17 protein-coding genes are annotated in these 16422 nt (G+C 40.1%); 14 read left to right on the top strand and 3 right to left on the bottom strand.

Annotated elements, in window-relative coordinates:
- Positions 1–185: 185 nt before the first annotated feature.
- The 3 genes from flgN to flgA all read right to left on the bottom strand — a co-directional run bounded on the left by flgN (position 186) and on the right by flgA (position 1714).
- Positions 186–617 (bottom strand): flagellar protein FlgN, encoded by a 432-nt coding sequence (flgN, locus tag H5087_RS12835; RefSeq protein ID WP_182672290.1) that lies wholly within the window; start codon positions 615–617, stop codon positions 186–188.
- Complete coding sequence (flgM, locus tag H5087_RS12840; protein WP_002959436.1) at positions 610–930, bottom strand: flagellar biosynthesis anti-sigma factor FlgM; 321 nt, start codon at positions 928–930, stop codon at positions 610–612. Before flgM ends, flgN begins: the two co-directional genes overlap by 8 nt.
- A 76-nt stretch (positions 931–1006) precedes the next feature.
- Entirely contained in the window at positions 1007–1714 is a 708-nt protein-coding gene (gene flgA, locus H5087_RS12845; RefSeq protein WP_007581857.1) for a flagellar basal body P-ring formation chaperone FlgA, read from the bottom strand.
- A gap of 140 nt (positions 1715–1854) precedes the next feature.
- Between flgA and H5087_RS12850 the strand changes: the two genes are divergently transcribed.
- The 14 genes from H5087_RS12850 (at position 1855) to H5087_RS12915 (ending at position 16378) form a co-directional block, all read left to right on the top strand.
- Positions 1855–2787, top strand: coding sequence for a chemotaxis protein CheV (locus H5087_RS12850; RefSeq protein WP_002959434.1), 933 nt, complete (start codon positions 1855–1857; stop codon positions 2785–2787).
- Positions 2788–2807: 20 nt separating this feature from the next.
- A complete protein-coding gene (locus tag H5087_RS12855) occupies positions 2808–3638 on the top strand; it encodes a protein-glutamate O-methyltransferase CheR (RefSeq protein WP_039484688.1) in 831 nt (276 codons plus the stop codon).
- A gap of 145 nt (positions 3639–3783) precedes the next feature.
- Positions 3784–4191 carry a flagellar basal body rod protein FlgB gene (gene flgB, locus H5087_RS12860; protein WP_182672291.1) on the top strand — a complete coding sequence of 136 codons (408 nt, stop codon included), beginning with the start codon at positions 3784–3786 and terminating at the stop codon, positions 4189–4191.
- A 5-nt stretch (positions 4192–4196) separates the two neighbouring features.
- Positions 4197–4628, top strand: coding sequence for a flagellar basal body rod protein FlgC (gene flgC, locus H5087_RS12865; protein ID WP_002959429.1), 432 nt, complete (start codon positions 4197–4199; stop codon positions 4626–4628).
- A 13-nt stretch (positions 4629–4641) separates the two neighbouring features.
- Positions 4642–5322 carry a flagellar hook assembly protein FlgD gene (locus H5087_RS12870; protein WP_002959427.1) on the top strand — a complete coding sequence of 227 codons (681 nt, stop codon included), beginning with the start codon at positions 4642–4644 and terminating at the stop codon, positions 5320–5322.
- Positions 5323–5382: 60 nt separating this feature from the next.
- Entirely contained in the window at positions 5383–6750 is a 1368-nt protein-coding gene (flgE, locus tag H5087_RS12875) for a flagellar hook protein FlgE (protein ID WP_182672292.1), read from the top strand.
- Positions 6751–6907: 157 nt separating this feature from the next.
- Positions 6908–7651, top strand: a complete 744-nt coding sequence (locus H5087_RS12880; protein WP_024589964.1) for a flagellar basal body rod protein FlgF — start codon at positions 6908–6910, stop codon at positions 7649–7651.
- Between the two features lie 21 nt (positions 7652–7672).
- On the top strand, positions 7673–8461 hold the full coding sequence (gene flgG / locus H5087_RS12885) for a flagellar basal-body rod protein FlgG (RefSeq protein ID WP_002959420.1): 789 nt from the start codon (positions 7673–7675) through the stop codon (positions 8459–8461).
- Between the two features lie 16 nt (positions 8462–8477).
- The gene (flgH, locus tag H5087_RS12890) at positions 8478–9161 is read left to right on the top strand and encodes a flagellar basal body L-ring protein FlgH (RefSeq protein ID WP_002959418.1); all 684 of its coding nucleotides are present in this window, start codon (positions 8478–8480) and stop codon (positions 9159–9161) included.
- Between the two features lie 11 nt (positions 9162–9172).
- Positions 9173–10267 (top strand): flagellar basal body P-ring protein FlgI, encoded by a 1095-nt coding sequence (locus tag H5087_RS12895; protein ID WP_182672293.1) that lies wholly within the window; start codon positions 9173–9175, stop codon positions 10265–10267.
- A 166-nt stretch (positions 10268–10433) separates the two neighbouring features.
- Positions 10434–11450 carry a flagellar assembly peptidoglycan hydrolase FlgJ gene (gene flgJ / locus H5087_RS12900; protein ID WP_182672294.1) on the top strand — a complete coding sequence of 339 codons (1017 nt, stop codon included), beginning with the start codon at positions 10434–10436 and terminating at the stop codon, positions 11448–11450.
- A gap of 1 nt (position 11451) precedes the next feature.
- On the top strand, positions 11452–13452 hold the full coding sequence (gene flgK, locus H5087_RS12905) for a flagellar hook-associated protein FlgK (protein WP_182672295.1): 2001 nt from the start codon (positions 11452–11454) through the stop codon (positions 13450–13452).
- A 2-nt stretch (positions 13453–13454) separates the two neighbouring features.
- The gene (flgL, locus tag H5087_RS12910; RefSeq protein WP_182672296.1) at positions 13455–14708 is read left to right on the top strand and encodes a flagellar hook-associated protein FlgL; all 1254 of its coding nucleotides are present in this window, start codon (positions 13455–13457) and stop codon (positions 14706–14708) included.
- Between the two features lie 275 nt (positions 14709–14983).
- A complete protein-coding gene (locus H5087_RS12915; protein WP_182672297.1) occupies positions 14984–16378 on the top strand; it encodes a flagellin in 1395 nt (464 codons plus the stop codon).
- The last annotated feature ends 44 nt before the right edge of the window (positions 16379–16422 follow it).

Below are 16422 nucleotides of genomic sequence, written 5' to 3' on the forward strand. Positions count from 1 at the left end.
TACAGCGTGAACAACTTGTAATTTAAAGCCTAATGAATAATCTCGTTGTGTTCGTTTGAGCGGTGTATTATTTGACTTGGTCATAATAAATCCTAAATGTGTAAACACATTTCAGGACGAGACAAGGACATTAAAAAAGCCTTATTGATAAATCAATAAGGCTTTTTTAATGTAAAATTTTGGGCTTACGCTTTTAGATTACGAACCAGTTTACTCTCGGTATTTACAGATTTACCGGCTTGGTCGTAGGTCATTGACGTTGGTGCGCCAATTAATATCTCTTTTAATTGTTTAACACTAAGTTGCGCTTGACGGGCAGCATGAGCATTAACATTATTTTGTTTTTGGCATTGTGCAAGTTGAGTTTTAACTTGGCTTATTAGCTCAGATATTTCAGGATTTTGTGTATCGTTACTGGCAATTAACTTACTTAGCTCTTTATCTAGAGTGCTTAGCTTAGTTAAAAAAGACATTTTTTGTTGGGCAATTTCTTTTAAACCAGCACCTCGTCGTGAGGCAATAGCAGTAAGCTCATCGTTTAATAGCGTGTGTAAAGAGTCTAAACAACTTACTTGTTGGTTTAGCTTTACGCTAATTAAACTATTATGATCAGCCATACACGTTAAACTCAAAATCAGCTAAGTTTTTAGCAAGCTTTTCACTGTCCACTTGGTATTTACCTTCAGTTATTGCTTTTTTTAGCTCAGCAACTTTATCGCTGTCAAAGCCAGGCGATTGCTGTGCTTTATCTTGAAGCGTTTTTAATTGCTGCGCTTGCGGCGTTAAACTTACAGAATCACTTGCAGCTTTAGGCGAAGGGGCCTGAGCAGCTTGTGTATTTGCGTTATCTTTTTTTAAATCAACTTGTTGCTGCTTTGCATTTGTTAACGCATTAGCTTGTTGATTACTGCCATTAACTTGATTAACCATAATAATAAACCCGTATATTACCCAACTTATGCCATGTTATCGGCATATACGTAGGATACTTTAGTATAAATCTAAATTAAATATTCACCTGAACAGACTCTACACCATCTACTCGCGCATTTAAAACTTTACCTGATTTTTTGTTTTTTATTTGTATCTGTTCGCCCAAAGTACCGTCTTCTAAAGCAATACCTGTGGTTTTAATTCTAAGACCCCTCAGGTTTGCGTAAATATTAACAGAGTCACCTTTACACACCATGCAAATTTGGTTTAGTAATACTGGCATACCACTTCTAATATTTCGTTTACTTCTACTACCTATTAGCATTGTGGGATCATCTAAGTACTGTATTCGTACAAAGTGAGTTGGTTTCATTTCAATACTTAAATGCGATTTAGTTATTACTTCACCGCGGGTTAAATTAGCAGTGGCAACAACAACTGGGGCCATTTCAACAACTCTTACATGAACGTATTGAGCCCACGTTTGAGCATCATTGCACTTGGCTTGTAAGGTTACTTGGCGGTTAAATGGTGGCTCATCGGATGTTGATAATTCAAGCTCTGTATTACAGACACGATCAGGAATGCGACTGTCTAAAGGCAGAGCACTTAATTGAGTATTAGTATTTTGTAATGTACCAATTTGCTTAGCTATGTAAGCAACGGCCATGTCTTGTAATAAATCTTTACTAAACACTTTAGCTTGCAAAGGGAATACAAAGCACAAGCTAGTAACAAAATAAAAAACACTGTATCTTCTGATTTTTTTTAACAAACTCATAATGTTTCGACTATGCTTATGGTTTCAAACAGGGTATAAATATTTTGCGTCAAAAAGTAGACGCACCCGCGATGTTATGTAGCTTTATAAATAGAAAGCAATTATCGTTCCGTATTATTTGTTTTCTTTAGGAGATTTGAATGGCAGGCATTTTAGACTCAGTAAACCAACGCACACAGTTGGTTGGGCAGAACCGCCTAGAATTACTTTTATTTAAGCTCAGAGGGCGTCAGCGTTTTGGTATTAATGTATTTAAAGTGAGAGAAGTGCTGCAATGCCCTCCACTAACAAGCATGCCAAAATCTAATCCGTATATTCGCGGTGTTGCACACATTCGTGGTCAAACCATTTCGGTTATTGATTTATCAATGGCTGTAGGTGGGCGCCCAATCGACAACATTAAAGACAGCTTTATAATCATTGCTGAATACAATCGCTCTGTGCAAGGGTTTTTAGTGGGCGGAGTTGAACGTATTGTAAATATGAATTGGGAAAAAATAATGCCACCGCCATCAGGCGCCGGACGTTATTCATATTTAACAGCAGTGACCGAAATCGAAAATGAATTAGTCGAGATTCTCGATGTAGAAAAAATTCTCAACGAAATTTGCCCAGTAAACACAGAAGTAAGTGCTGAAGTTGCACAAAGTGGCGATATTCAAAGAGATTTAGGCGAACGTATCGTATTTATTGCAGATGACTCTGCTGTTGCGCGTAATCAAGTTAAACGTGCCCTAGAGCCGTTAGGCGTGCAAACAGAGCTTGCCAAAAATGGTAAGGAAGCTTTAATTAGATTAAAAGAAATAGCAGAGCTTGATTGTAAAAACGATATTACTGAGCGAGTAGCGTTACTTATCTCTGACGTTGAAATGCCAGAAATGGACGGCTATACCTTAACAGCTGAAATAAAAGCAGATCCCAAACTTGCACCTTTGCATGTTATTTTGCATACCTCTTTGAGTGGTGTTTTTAACCAAGCGATGATTGAAAAAGTAGGGGCAGATGACTTTATTGCTAAATTTAACCCAGATGAATTAGCAACAGCGGTTAAAAAGTGGGTTCATTGTGATTAACAAAAATAGGTGCTACTAACTTGAATAATAAAGATTTGCAGCAAAGTGAATACGACCAGTTTCGTTCGTTTTTAGAGCAGCAATGCGGCATTGTTTTAGGTGAAAATAAACAGTATTTAGTTAAAAGCCGACTTGCTCCGTTAATGACTCGATTTAATGTGGGATCTTTATCGGAATTGGTTAGTAAAACTCTCGGGCCTCACGAGCGGCAATTAAGAGCCGCTGTTGTTGATGCAATGACCACCAACGAAACTTTGTGGTTTAGAGATCAATACCCATTTGAGTTGCTCCAAAACAAGCTTTTCCCTGAATTTAAAGATTTAAGAAGACCTTTAAAAATTTGGTCTGCTGCCAGTTCGTCAGGCCAAGAACCTTATTCAATAGCTATGTCGGTTGCTGAATTTAGTGCTAAGCAACCAGGTGTGCTTCGTATGGGGGCACAAATTATTGGTACCGACATATCTAATACCATGCTTGATATGTGTAAAAATGCAGAGTATGACGCGCTGGCACTTGCCAGAGGGTTATCTGCAGAGCGTCGTAAAAAGTTTTTTAAAGACAGCGGCAACGGTATGGCACAAGTAAACGATACAATAAAAAAACAAGTTAGTTTTAGGCATTTAAATCTGCTTGATTCTTACGCGTTAATGGGTAAATTTGATATTATTTTTTGCCGAAATGTACTAATTTACTTTGCGCCTGAAATAAAAGCTAAAATTATTAACCAGTTTGCACAAGCGTTAAATCCAAACGGTTACCTATTTTTAGGCGCGTCAGAGTCCCTAACTGGCCTAAGTACTGAGTTTGATATGGTTAGGTGCAACCCTGGTATTATTTACCAAAAGAAGTAATTAAGCTAACTCCCTTCCCTAAAACGACGCACCTAGCGTCGTTTTTCTTTTTAGATACATAGCCTTATAAAAATATAGCAAGCCCTAATATTAATGGCTTATTTTTTGCTTTATTAATGGGTAAGTCAATTTTTTGGAGAAGGTTATGGCTATCAGTTTTGATAAAGCATTAGGTGTGCATCCGCAAGCCATGTTGATCCGTTCACAGCGAGCAGAATTAATTGCAACTAATATAGCTAACGCTGATACGCCTGGCTATAAAGCAAAAGATATTGATTTTGCCTCTGCATTAAAAGCGGCAAGGTCAACCCAGCAAAGCGGCAATACTATGGTAAGAACTAATGATAAACACATTGGTGGAGGTACTCATAGTATGGGCAATTCAGAATCATTTCGTTTGCCAAATCAATCAGATACAGGTGATGGTAACTCGGTTGATATACAAGTGGAACGAAACTTGTATACACAGAATGCTATGGAGTATCAGGCCAGCTTGCAATTTTTAAGCGGCAAATTTAAAGGCCTGAATAAAGCTCTCGGTAGTCAAGGATAAAAATTATGAGTTTATATAATGTTTTCGATATTGCAGGTTCGGGTATGAGCGCACAAAACGTTCGCTTAAATACTACAGCTAGTAATATTTCTAATGCTAATACCATTAGTTCATCTCAAGACAAAACGTACCGAGCGCGCCAACCTGTATTTGCGGCTGAGCTAACAAAGGCTTCAGCATCAGTAAGTAACCAGCAGGGCTCCGCAGTTGGTGTTAAAGTTTTGGGCATTGTTGAAAGCGATGCACCATTACAAATTGAATATAACCCAAACCATCCAAGTGCGGATGAAAATGGCTATATCTATAAACCCAACGTTAATGTTGTAGAGGAGATGGCAAATATGATTTCTGCCTCTCGTTCTTACCAAACAAACGTGCAAGTTGCTGATGCAGCTAAGCAAATGCTAAGTAAAACACTGTTGCTAGGGCAGCGGTAACCGAGGGTAGGTTATGAGTAACGATATTAGTACATCTTCATCCTATTTAGACTCTATACGCTGGCAAGAGCAACAAGTTGCTACCAGTGATAATGAGAGTGATGCGTTAACACAAGAAGACTTTTTCTCTTTGTTAACTCAGCAATTATCGTATCAGGATCCCAGTAACCCTGCGGATAATGACCAAATGATTGCTCAAATGACTAGCTTTACGATGGCGCAAGGGATTACAGATTTAAATACTAATTTTGAATCTTTAGCCTCTTCAATGACATCTAATTCAGCACTGCAAGCATCTACACTTGTAGGCAAACAAGCTTTACTAGAGTCAAACACCCTGGATTTAAATGAAACAGGTGATGCCAGAGGCTCTGCAGTGGCAGAAGAAGCCGTTGATAACTTAAAAATTAAAGTTACTGATGCATCAGGTCAGCTAGTAAGAACTATTGATATGGGCTCTCAGCCAGCAGGTGCGGTACGTTTTGCGTGGGATGGCAAAAATGAAGCTGGTGAGCGTTTACCTGAAGGTGAATACTCAGTAACCGCCGAAGGAAGTACTGATGGTGAATTTTCAAGCTTACCCATTGCTACGTTCAAGAACATTGAAAGCGTTAATATTAATGGCTCAAGTGGCATTATTATTAACACTAAAGAAGGTGCGGTTAGGCTGACAGACGTCGCAGAAATCGCGTAATAAATTTTAATTATACTTCGCCTGTCAGCAGGCTAAATATTAACAGGTTAGAGGTGAATTATGAGCTTCAATATTGCATTAACTGGCTTAGCTGCCGCACAAAAAGATTTAGACGTAACTGCAAATAACATTGCAAACGTTAATACTACAGGTTTTAAAGAGTCACGCGCTGAGTTTGCCGATGTTTACGCATCGTCAGTATTTAGCTCTGGTAAGACTAAAAATGGTGACGGTGTGCAAACAACCATGGTTGCGCAGCAGTTTCATCAAGGCTCACTACAATTTACAAATAACTCACTTGATTTAGCAATCACTGGTGAAGGTTATTTTGCGATGACAGACGATTTATCTTCGCAAGATTTAACATATACACGTGCAGGTGCATTTAAGCTTAACCAAGATAACTTTATGGTTGACGCAAAAGGTAACTTTTTACAAGCATTCCCTGTTGATTCATCTACAGGTGATACAACGTCGGTAAGTTTGAGCACAACAAACCCAATTCAAATCCCTGATTCGTCTGGTTCACCTCGCGCAACAGAAAATGTATTTTTGTCGTTTAACTTAGATGCAACAGCAGATGCTCCGGGTATTGCTTTTGACCCAACATCTAGTGGTACTTATAACTCATCTACGTCAACAACGGTATATGATTCACTAGGTGAACCACATATTTTACAGTACTTTTTTGCTAAAGAAGATGATGCCGCAGCAGGTGGTACAGATAACAGTTGGGAAGTATACGCAACACTCGATGGCAAAGTAGTTGATGCCACAACTGGTGGAGAACAAACCGCGCCTTATACACCACTTACCACCCTTGGTTTTAACTCAAGTGGTTTACCATCAACAACAGGTGGTGTGGCAAATACAAATACAACTACTTTTGATGAAATACTACTACCAGCGGGTTCTGGTACTGGTTTATCAACATTACTAGACAATGGTGCAACTTTCCCTGGTACTGGTATTGAGCTTAACTGGCGCGATGAAAATAACACAGCTGGACGTATCCCAACTCAGTATTCAAGTGGTTTTGAAGTAAAAGCACTCGATCAAGATGGCTCAACAGTAGGCCGTTTAGCCGGAATTGATATAGGAACAGACGGTAAAATTGTCGCTTCTTACAGTAATGGTGACTCAACATTCCTAGGCCAAGTGGCTATGGTACGTTTCCCAAATTCACAAGGATTATCACAAGTGGGTGATACAAGCTGGAAGCAAAGTATTGATTCAGGTGAACCTGTAGCGGGTGAAGCCGGTTCGGGTACGTTTGGTGGAATTAACTCATCAGCGCTTGAGCAATCAAATACTAACCTTACAAACGAGCTTGTAGACTTAATTACTGCACAGCGTAATTACCAAGCAAACTCACGTGCGCTTGAAGTTAACTCAACTATTCAGCAAAGTATTTTGCAGATTCGATAAGCTAAACCCCATTAAATATATTAGGCTGCATTTTTGCAGCCTTTTTTATAAGTCCTCTTTGTAAGCCCTTCTAAATACCTCTCAATGTTGCGTCAAATTTAATCTGGCACCTATTTTGCATTTATAAGTTCAGAGATTTTTTATGTGAGTCGATACTATGGACAAAATGGTCTACATTGCGGCCTCTGGCGCTAAGCAAAGCCTACAAGGGCTTGCGCTTAAAGCCAATAATTTGGCGAATGCAAATACAACAGGTTTTAAAGCTGACTTTGCGCAAGCACGTTCTATGCAAGCGTTTGGCGAAGGTTTGCCTACACGTGTATTTTCAATGCAAGAGCGTCCGGGTTCAAATATGGTATCGGGTGGCATTGTTCAAACCGGGCGAGACTTAGATATCGCAATGAGCGATAACGCATGGCTTGCTGTGCAAGATGCCTCCGGTAATGAAGCTTACACAAAAGTGGGTACGTTAAACATTACTGCTCAAGGCATGCTCGTAACCAGCCACGGTCGTCAAGTTATTGGCGAAGGGGGACCTGTTATTTTACCCGTTCCAGTCGAAAAAATAGGGTTTAGCCAAGATGGCGCTATTCAAGTTCGACCGCAAGGCGCTCCTGCTAACTTTTTAGAAGAAATCGACACGCTTAGAGTGGTAGAAGCAAATAGCTCACAGCTCGAAAAAGGTAACGACGGTTTATTTAGACCAAAAGCAAATGTAACAGTAGATACCTCTGCCAATGTAAAAGTTTTAAGTGGTTCGCTTGAAATGTCGAATGTGAATCCGGTTCACGAAATGGTCGACATGATAAGCCACCAGCGCCAATTTGAATTACAAGTGAAATTAATGAAAACAGCTGAAGAAATTGACGAGCGTCAAGATCAGTTATTACGCATAGTTTAACTTTAAAGTGAGGACACGATTATGAATCCAGCATTGTGGATCAGTAAAACGGGGCTAGACGCTCAACAAACCGATATATCGGTTATCTCAAATAATTTAGCGAATGCGAGTACCGTAGGTTACAAAAAAAGCCGCGCTATATTTGAAGATTTACTTTATCAAAATATTAATCAACCGGGTGGTCGTTCATCGCAAGATACCGAAATGCCGTCGGGCTTAATGTTAGGTGCGGGTGCTAAAGTTGTAGCTAACCAAAAAGAGTTTACGCAAGGCAACATGTTGACCACCGAAAACTCACTAGATTGGATGATTTCTGGCGAAGGTTTTTTTGAAGTACTGCAACCAGATGGCAATATTGCTTACTCGCGCAATGGTCAGTTTACTACTGATGGCGATGGACGAATTGTGACATCGGGCGCAGGTTATGTGATTCAGCCAGAAATGAATGTACCAGATGACGCGCAATCAATTACGGTTTCGCAAGACGGCGAAGTATCTGTACGTGTTGCAGGCCAAGCCGATAACGTTGTCATTGGTCAGCTGACTATTAGTGACTTTATTAATCCATCGGGTCTTGAGCCAATTGGTCAAAACCTTTATACCGAAACGGCTGTAAGTGGTGCGCCTGTACAAGGTAATCCTGGTGTTGAAGGGTTAGGTAGCATTATTCAAGGCTCACTCGAAACATCTAACGTAAATGTGACTGAAGAGCTGGTAAATCTAATAGAAACTCAGCGTATTTACGAAATGAACTCAAAAGTAATTTCGGCCGTTGACGAAATGATGAGTTATATCAATCAACAGCTTTAATAGAATAGGGGGAATTATGCGTAATATTATTTTATTTGCAGCGGGCACATTATTTTTAAGTGGCTGTATGTCTACGCAAAATAGTGAGGTAGTGCAGGACGACCCTTACTACGCACCTATGTACCCCGAGCCTATTTTAGAGCCGCTGGTAGCCACAGGTTCATTGTTTAATACTCATACATCAAACGACTTATATTCTGATAAAAAAGCGCTACGTACTGGCGATATAATTACGGTTAAATTGCAAGAGTCTACTCAAGCAACAAAAGCCGCTAAAACAGAAACAGACAAAGAAACTGACGCAAGCTTAGATCCCGTTATTGGATTAGGTGGTCTACCTGTAAATATAGGTGGCGATAGTATTCAGTTTGGTATTGGTAGTGATTCGTCGTTTACGGGCGATTCAAAATCAAACCAGTCAAACAGCTTAGTAGGCGATATTTCGGTAAATGTTATGCGTGTTTTACCTAACGGTAATTTAGTTATACGCGGCGAAAAGTGGCTAACGCTTAATACCGGCGAAGAGTTTATTCGTTTAGAAGGGCTAGTACGCCCTCAAGACGTAAGCGCCGATAATACGGTTGAATCAAACCGCATTGCTAATGCACGTATTCAATACTCAGGTAAAGGGCAAACGCAAGAGGCGCAAAGTCCTGGTTGGCTTACACGTTTCTTTAGCAGTTCGCTGTTTCCATTTTAGAGGGTAACAACATGAATAGCCTTAAAGCTTTATGTTTAGTTGTGTTATTAGGTTGGCAGTTTACTGCCAATGCTGAGCGCATAAAAGATGTGTCTATGGTTGAAGGCGTACGCTCTAACCAATTAGTCGGTTATGGCTTAGTGGTTGGTTTACCGGGCACCGGCGAGCAAAACTCATACACACAACAAAGTTTTAGAGGCATGTTGAACAGCTTTGGTATTACGCTACCTTCAACTCAAAGTCCTAAAATTAAAAATGTTGCCGCTGTTGCTGTACATGCAGAATTACCTGCATTTAGAAAGCCCGGGCAAACAATAGATATTACGGTTTCTTCTATTGGTAGTGCTGGCAGCTTACGTGGAGGTACTTTACTACAAACTTTTTTAAAAGGTGTAGATGGTAACGTGTATGCAATTGCACAAGGTAGTTTAATTGTCGGTGGCTTAGGCGCACAAGGCCTTGATGGCAGTAGAGTTGTAATTAACACCCCTACAGTTGGCCGTATACCAAATGGCGCTACAGTTGAACGCACAGTAGAAAGCCCATTTATGCAAGGCGATTACATTACTTTTAATTTAAACCGCCCAGACTTTACAACGGCGAAACGCCTAGAAAAAACAATTAATGACTTAGTTGGCCCAAATAGCGCACAAGCAATTGATTCTGTTTCTATTCGTGTTATAGCACCGCGCGATGCATCCCAGCGTGTATCGTACTTATCAACACTCGAAAACTTAGAATTTAAACCCGCTGACATGGCCGCTAAAATTATAGTTAACTCGCGCACTGGTACAATTGTTATTGGCAAGAACGTTAAGCTTCAGCCTGCGGCTATAACTCATGGTGGCTTAACAGTAACAATTGCAGAACAACAAAACGTGTCACAACCAAATCCGCTAGCAAACGGTGATACAGTTGTCACGCAGCAAAGTATTATTGATGTAAACCAAGATGACTCGCGCGCCTTTGTATTTAACCCTGGTGTAAGCCTTGACGATTTAGTTCGCGCAATTAACGAAGTTGGCGCAGCGCCTGGTGACTTAATGGCTATTTTAGAAGCACTAAAAGAAGCCGGCGCAATTAACGGACAGTTAGTTGTTATTTAAATAACCCAAGCCAATAAATAACGTATTACTTAAGCCCTATATTTTTGAAATTAGGGCTTTTTATTTACAGCAACTTAAGTTTATTATTTTTATCTTCCTCGTTTTATCGGTAGTGGCTCAATTTTTGCATTTTTAACTGCATTATTCATTTTGTGTCAAAAAGCCGATGGAAACTAATCACCTCGATAAACAAAACTTTTTTGATTTAGGCAACTTAGATTCACTTCGTAAAGAAGCCTTAACGAGTGGCGATGCATCAACTGATGCCTCTAAAGCTGCGCTCAAAAAAGCGGCCGCACAATTTGAAGCTATTTTTACGCAAATGTTGCTCAAAGGAATGCGCAAAGCTAACGAAGCATTTGAAGACAAAGACAGCCCATTTAATTCAAGTGGCGTAAAGTTTTTTGAAGAAATGCACGATCAGCAACTTTCAACAGAGCTTTCATCAAATGGCTCGTTAGGCCTTGCCGATTTAATAGTTCAGCAGTTATCGCCTGAGTCTAAAAACTTTATGCCAGGCTCGGTGCTTAGAACAACCAACGATATTTTTAGCGATACGCAAGTCGGTTCCGCTCTTCCTCATGAGCAAAAAAATAAGCAACCCGATCTTATCGTTAAGAGTACTAAAGCCGATATTGCTGAGCCTAAAGTCGATACTGCAGAGTCTAAAGCTGATAGCCCAACATTTAAAAATGCAGAAGAGTTTGTAAGTTCAGTGTGGGAACACGCTAAAACTGCAGCGCAAAAAATTGGTTTAAATCCTGCGGTAATGGTTGCACAAGCGGCACTTGAAACCGGTTGGGGTAAGCACATTATTAATAAAAGTGACGGTGGCAGTTCAAATAACTTATTTAATATTAAGTCAGATAAAAGCTGGGAAGGCGATAAAGCAAGCAAAATAACGCTTGAGTTTGAGCAAGGTACACCCGTTAAAAAACAAGCCAGCTTTAGAGCCTACGATTCAATTAAAGACAGCGTGAACGACTTCGTTGATTTTTTAACGCAAAACCCACGCTACAAAGAAGCATTACAAAATACAGCTAAACCAAACGACTTTTTAGATTCATTACAAAAAGCAGGTTATGCAACCGATCCAAATTATGCCAACAAAATAAAACAAGTGCTCAATAGCAGTCAGCTAAAAGACATTGCGGCAAACGTGATCCGCCAAGGAGTAGAGTAACATGTCGTTTAATTTATTAAATATTGCCAGTTCTGGGGTTAGAGCAAGCTCGGAGCTACTGCAAACGACAAGTAAGAATATCGCCAATGTAAATACCGAAGGCTATGTGCGTGAGCGTACAGAGTTTACTACTATGGTTGACAACCAAGTAGGGCGAGGCGAAACATACCGATTACTAAACGAGTTTGCTCAGTCACAGCTAAATCGTGATACCTCTAATAAATCGTTTTTCGATCAGTTTATTACTGAGGCTAATCGAGTTGATACTATTTTTTCTGAAGAGTCGAATAATCTTTCGACTGGTATTAACTCTTTATTTAATAACGTGCAAGAAGCGCTAAATCAGCCCTCATCTACTGTTGCTCGCTCATTAGTAATGACAGATGCGCAAAGCTTAATTGATCAAATGGATAGGCTTTCGGGCATCGTGCTTGATCAAAAAAGTATAGTCAATGAGCAGCTCGAAATATTTTCAGATGAAGCAAACTCACTCATTCAGAGTATTAGCACGCTAAATCAAAATATTGCAGCCGTTAATGGCACTAATAACGCCGCAGATGCCAGCTCTACCTATAACGAACGCGATAAAGCAATACGCGACTTATCAGAGCTAATAGACATTGAAACGCTTGATGGTCCAAATGGCGAAAAACTCGTTTTTATGGGCACAGGCGAAGCAGTTGTTATGCAAAATGGCGCATTTAACTTATTTTCGATGACAGGGGATCCTGATCCTAATTTTAAAGAATTCACGCTTGACGTTAATGGTGGCAAAGCTGTGCCGCTTGAAGTTGATGTAAGTAAGCTTAAAGGCAAAATTGGCGGTTTACTTGCTTTTAGAGATGACATATTAGTCCCTGCGCAAAACCAAATTGGCCAAATGGGCTTAGCGATAGCCGATGCATTTAACGAACAAAACAAACTCGGTATGGATGCAACAGGTCAGCTAGGGGGTAATATTTTTAATATTCCTACCGTTGGCGCTTATGCGTATCAAGCTAACACAGGTACTGCCGGTATGACTGCAACGGTAGAGCCAGGTAAGGGCAGTGAACTTCCTGCCAGTGACTTTATTATTACTTATACAGCTAATCCCAACGAAGTAAGTATTCAGCCTATAGATAACAAAGGCGACCCGTTAGGTCAGCCTTCACTTGCTGATATATCGACAGGTGTTATTGATTCATCGACTACTACCGGAGAATCATTTGGTCTTCAAGTAAATGTATCTGGGGCTGGTGTTGAGGGTGATCAATTTCAAATAAAGCTTAATTCAGATGCTGCTTCAAGTATTACACTTGCAACAGGGCGCGCAGAAGATTTAGCACTAGCATCGCCAATCCGTACTGCTAACGATTTAAATAATATAGGTACCGCTACTATTTCAGCGGGAGAAGTAACAAGTGTTACCTCCGGTGGATTTACTTCAACACCAAGCTTAACAAACGGTGAAATAACGCTTGTTAAAACAGGTAATGCTAACGAATATCAAATTACTGATAATAGCGGAACGAATACTTTTACTATTACGCCTCCTGCAAAAGGAATGTTATCGCAAGCGGGTGCCCCATTCGATACTTACGGATTCGATTTTGATATAGAAGGTACACCAGCAACAGGCGATACCTTTACACTTGAGTTTAATGAAGGCGGCTTTGACGATAACCGTAATGGTTTAAAATTAGCTGATTTACAAAATGGTGAGTTAGTCCGTTTAAATGTAGAAACAACAGCAACGGCCGACAACCATAAAACGTTCAACCAAGCTTATTCAGGATTAGTGAGTGATGTAGGTGTTGTAACTGGTCAAGCAATCACAAGTGGCGCTGCATTTGACGCTCTAGCACAGCAATCTGAGGCATGGTACGAGTCGTTATCTGGAGTAAATCTTGATGAAGAGGCCGCAAATTTACTGCGTTTTCAACAATCATATTCAGCATCAGCACAAGTTTTAGCAGCAGCTCAAGAAATTTTTGACACCTTATTAAATGCGGCGAGGTAATTATGCGTTTATCAAATAATTTAATGTACCAAAACAACATAAATAAAATACTCGACAACCAACAAGGTGTTGCAAATGCTCAAGAGCGAGTAACAACAGGTGAAAAGTATTTGACCACCTCAGAAGCGCCAGCTGCTATTTCGCAAGCTATGCTGTATTCAAATAAAATACAAACGAATGAGCAATACACTAAAAATATCGATCAGCTAAATGGCCGCCTAGAAACAGAAGAAAGCGTATTACAAAGCATAAATAGTAATATTCAACAAGCGCAAGAGCTCACTATTCAGGCTGGTAATGGTGTTTATACTAAGGACGATTTAAAGACGTTTGCATCAGAACTTAGTGGCATTCAACAAACGCTAGTTAACTTAATGAACACCCGATCAGAAGACGGAAAATTCATATTTTCAGGATATCAAGACAGCACGCAGCCATATCAGTTTGATTCTGCAGCGGGTGAGTACACCTATAATGGCGACCAAGGCCAGCACCAAATAACTATAGCTGAAGGTGTATCAATTAAGGCGAGTGATAACGGCTTTGATACGTTTGAAAAAACTAACGCGCGATTAAATGTAGAATCTAACACGGCAAGTGTTTCAGGCTCTATTACAGCGGCAAGTGTATATGTTGACGGCCAAGCTGAGTTTGATAAGTTTCATCAAGCAAATTACAACGCAGACCCAACAGCTCCAGCAACTGCAAATACATATAGTGTATTAGTAAGCCCTGGTGCTACAGCAACAGACCCACAAACCTACGAAATATACCGAGACGGCGCAGCACTAACCCCTGCAGTAACAGGTGAAGTTACTGATGAGCCTATCGATTTTGCAGGTATGAAAATTGAATTTGAAGGCACAGCACCAGGTCAACTCGATTTTAGCCTTGAAAAACCAGGCAAAGAAAACGTACTTAATACGTTGCAAGCACTTATTACCGGCCTTAACGATGGCACACTTGAAGGTGATGACTTTCAGCAAGTACTTGCTGATGGCTTAGTGCAATTACAAAACGCCAGTGAGCAAGTCGTGTTTACCCAAGCAAGTTTAGGCGGGCGTATGAACGCGCTTGAAAGAGTAAGTGATTCAAACTTAGCACTCGATATTCAAAATAAAAGTAATCGCTCTAACTTAGTTGAAGTTGATATGGCAGAAGCTATTAGCGAACTGACTAAGCAAGAAACGGCACTGCAAGCATCGCAAGCAACTTTTGGCCGTTTAACTAACCTTTCATTATTCGATTACTTATAAGCAGAAATACCTTGCCGCTTTACCTACTTTAAAGCGGCAATACTTTGCGGCAAAAATTGGCTACAAACCGCGGCAAAAAAATGTCACTCCCTTCTAAACCACTTCACTATTTATTTATAATTTAATAAGCGTCATATTTATCAATAAAAACAGCATCTTAAAAATAAATTAAAGTTGGCACAGTAAATGCTTTTCTTATTATAAGAAATTATCGAACAGTGGTTCCTGTTAAATCGTGTTGAACCACACTCTGTTTAAACCTAGGAGATGGTAAAATGGCATTAACAGTAAATACTAATGTGTCGTCACTGAACGCACAACGTAACCTTAATAAATCAGGTGAAGGCTTAGCTACTTCGATGGAGCGTTTATCATCAGGTATGCGTATCAATAGCGCAAAAGATGATGCCGCAGGTCTACAAATTTCAAACAGATTAACATCGCAAATAAATGGCCTAGCCGTTGCTCAACGAAATGCTAATGATGGTATTTCAATGGCTCAAACAGCTGAAGGTGCTATGCAAGAGTCAACGAGTATTTTACAGCGTATGCGTGAGTTAGCACTGCAGTCTGCCAATGGCTCTAATTCTGATTCCGATAGAGCTGCCCTACAAAAAGAAGTAACTGCATTACAAACTGAGTTGACACGTATAGCAGATACAACTTCATTTGGCGGTCAACAGCTACTTGATGGGTCTTATGGCACGAAAAAATTCCAAGTTGGTGCTAATGCTAATGAAACTATTTCAATGACTCTAGGTAATGTTGGAGCTGACTCGATAGGTTCTAACGAAGTTAAAGGTGCATCAGTCGGTTATGGTGTATCAGCAAACTCTACTTTAGCTGCTAGCCTTGGAACAAATGTTGCTGGGGGGACCCTTAAGGCTGTAGGCTTTTCGAATACCTTAACTATTGGTGCAGCATCAACTCCAACCACAACAGCTGAACAAATCAACTCTTCTGGTTGGAGTGTTGAAGCTGAAGCATCTGTCACAACTACGCTGTCAGCTTTTGATACTGCTTCGGGCGGTGTATTAACTATAGGCGATAACGACTTTGATTTAGCTGCATTTAACGGTGATATTGATAAGTTAGCGGAAGCAATGAATAAAGTTGGTATTGAAGCAATTGTCGATAGTAGTTCTCAACTTACATTTACTGCAAAAGATGTGGATGGAGCTGAGCTTGCTGCATTTGCTACGGGTACCGCCGTACTTGGTACTGGTACTGCAGCAGGTGTTCAAAGTGTTACTTCTCAATTAAGGTTAACATCTGGAGAGGACTTTGTACTAACTGGCACTAATGTTGATGATATTTTAAACCTAGCAGCTACAGGTGGGTCATCTACCCTTACTGCGGTAAGCGATGTTAAAATTGGTACGCAGTCAGGTGCTCAAGACGCAATAGCAGCCATTGACGGGGCAATTAACTTTATTGACAGTCAGAGGGCGGATTTAGGTGCTATTCAGAATCGATTTGGCCACACAATAAGTAACTTGGCTAACGTTGCTGAAAATGTATCTTCTTCCAGAAGTCGAATTCAAGATACTGATTTCGCAACCGAAACAGCACAAATGACAAAAAATCAAATCCTACAACAAGCTGGTACAACAATCTTGTCTCAAGCAAATCAGATACCACAGGCTGCAATTAGCTTATTAGGTGGTTAATTATTAGTATAACTAATAACAGGCTTTATAAACGCACTTCAAAT

Source organism: Pseudoalteromonas sp. SR43-7 (genome assembly GCF_014163785.1).
Classification (GTDB): Bacteria; Pseudomonadota; Gammaproteobacteria; order Enterobacterales; family Alteromonadaceae; genus Pseudoalteromonas; species Pseudoalteromonas distincta.

Bases quoted from the DNA above. Each gene is read 5' to 3' on its own strand.
- flgL (WP_182672296.1), top strand. From the start codon at position 13,455: ATGCGTTTATCAAATAATTTAATGTACCAAAACAACATAAATAAAATA.
- flgK (WP_182672295.1), top strand. From the start codon at position 11,452: ATGTCGTTTAATTTATTAAATATTGCCAGTTCTGGGGTTAGAGCAAGC.
- flgM (WP_002959436.1), bottom strand. From the start codon at position 930: ATGGTTAATCAAGTTAATGGCAGTAATCAACAAGCTAATGCGTTAACA.
- H5087_RS12870 (WP_002959427.1), top strand. From the start codon at position 4,642: ATGAGTAACGATATTAGTACATCTTCATCCTATTTAGACTCTATACGC.
- flgB (WP_182672291.1), top strand. From the start codon at position 3,784: ATGGCTATCAGTTTTGATAAAGCATTAGGTGTGCATCCGCAAGCCATG.
- flgC (WP_002959429.1), top strand. From the start codon at position 4,197: ATGAGTTTATATAATGTTTTCGATATTGCAGGTTCGGGTATGAGCGCA.
- flgG (WP_002959420.1), top strand. From the start codon at position 7,673: ATGAATCCAGCATTGTGGATCAGTAAAACGGGGCTAGACGCTCAACAA.
- flgA (WP_007581857.1), bottom strand. From the start codon at position 1,714: ATGAGTTTGTTAAAAAAAATCAGAAGATACAGTGTTTTTTATTTTGTT.
- flgE (WP_182672292.1), top strand. From the start codon at position 5,383: ATGAGCTTCAATATTGCATTAACTGGCTTAGCTGCCGCACAAAAAGAT.
- H5087_RS12915 (WP_182672297.1), top strand. From the start codon at position 14,984: ATGGCATTAACAGTAAATACTAATGTGTCGTCACTGAACGCACAACGT.
- H5087_RS12895 (WP_182672293.1), top strand. From the start codon at position 9,173: ATGAATAGCCTTAAAGCTTTATGTTTAGTTGTGTTATTAGGTTGGCAG.
- flgH (WP_002959418.1), top strand. From the start codon at position 8,478: ATGCGTAATATTATTTTATTTGCAGCGGGCACATTATTTTTAAGTGGC.
- H5087_RS12880 (WP_024589964.1), top strand. From the start codon at position 6,908: ATGGACAAAATGGTCTACATTGCGGCCTCTGGCGCTAAGCAAAGCCTA.
- flgJ (WP_182672294.1), top strand. From the start codon at position 10,434: ATGGAAACTAATCACCTCGATAAACAAAACTTTTTTGATTTAGGCAAC.
- flgN (WP_182672290.1), bottom strand. From the start codon at position 617: ATGGCTGATCATAATAGTTTAATTAGCGTAAAGCTAAACCAACAAGTA.
- H5087_RS12850 (WP_002959434.1), top strand. From the start codon at position 1,855: ATGGCAGGCATTTTAGACTCAGTAAACCAACGCACACAGTTGGTTGGG.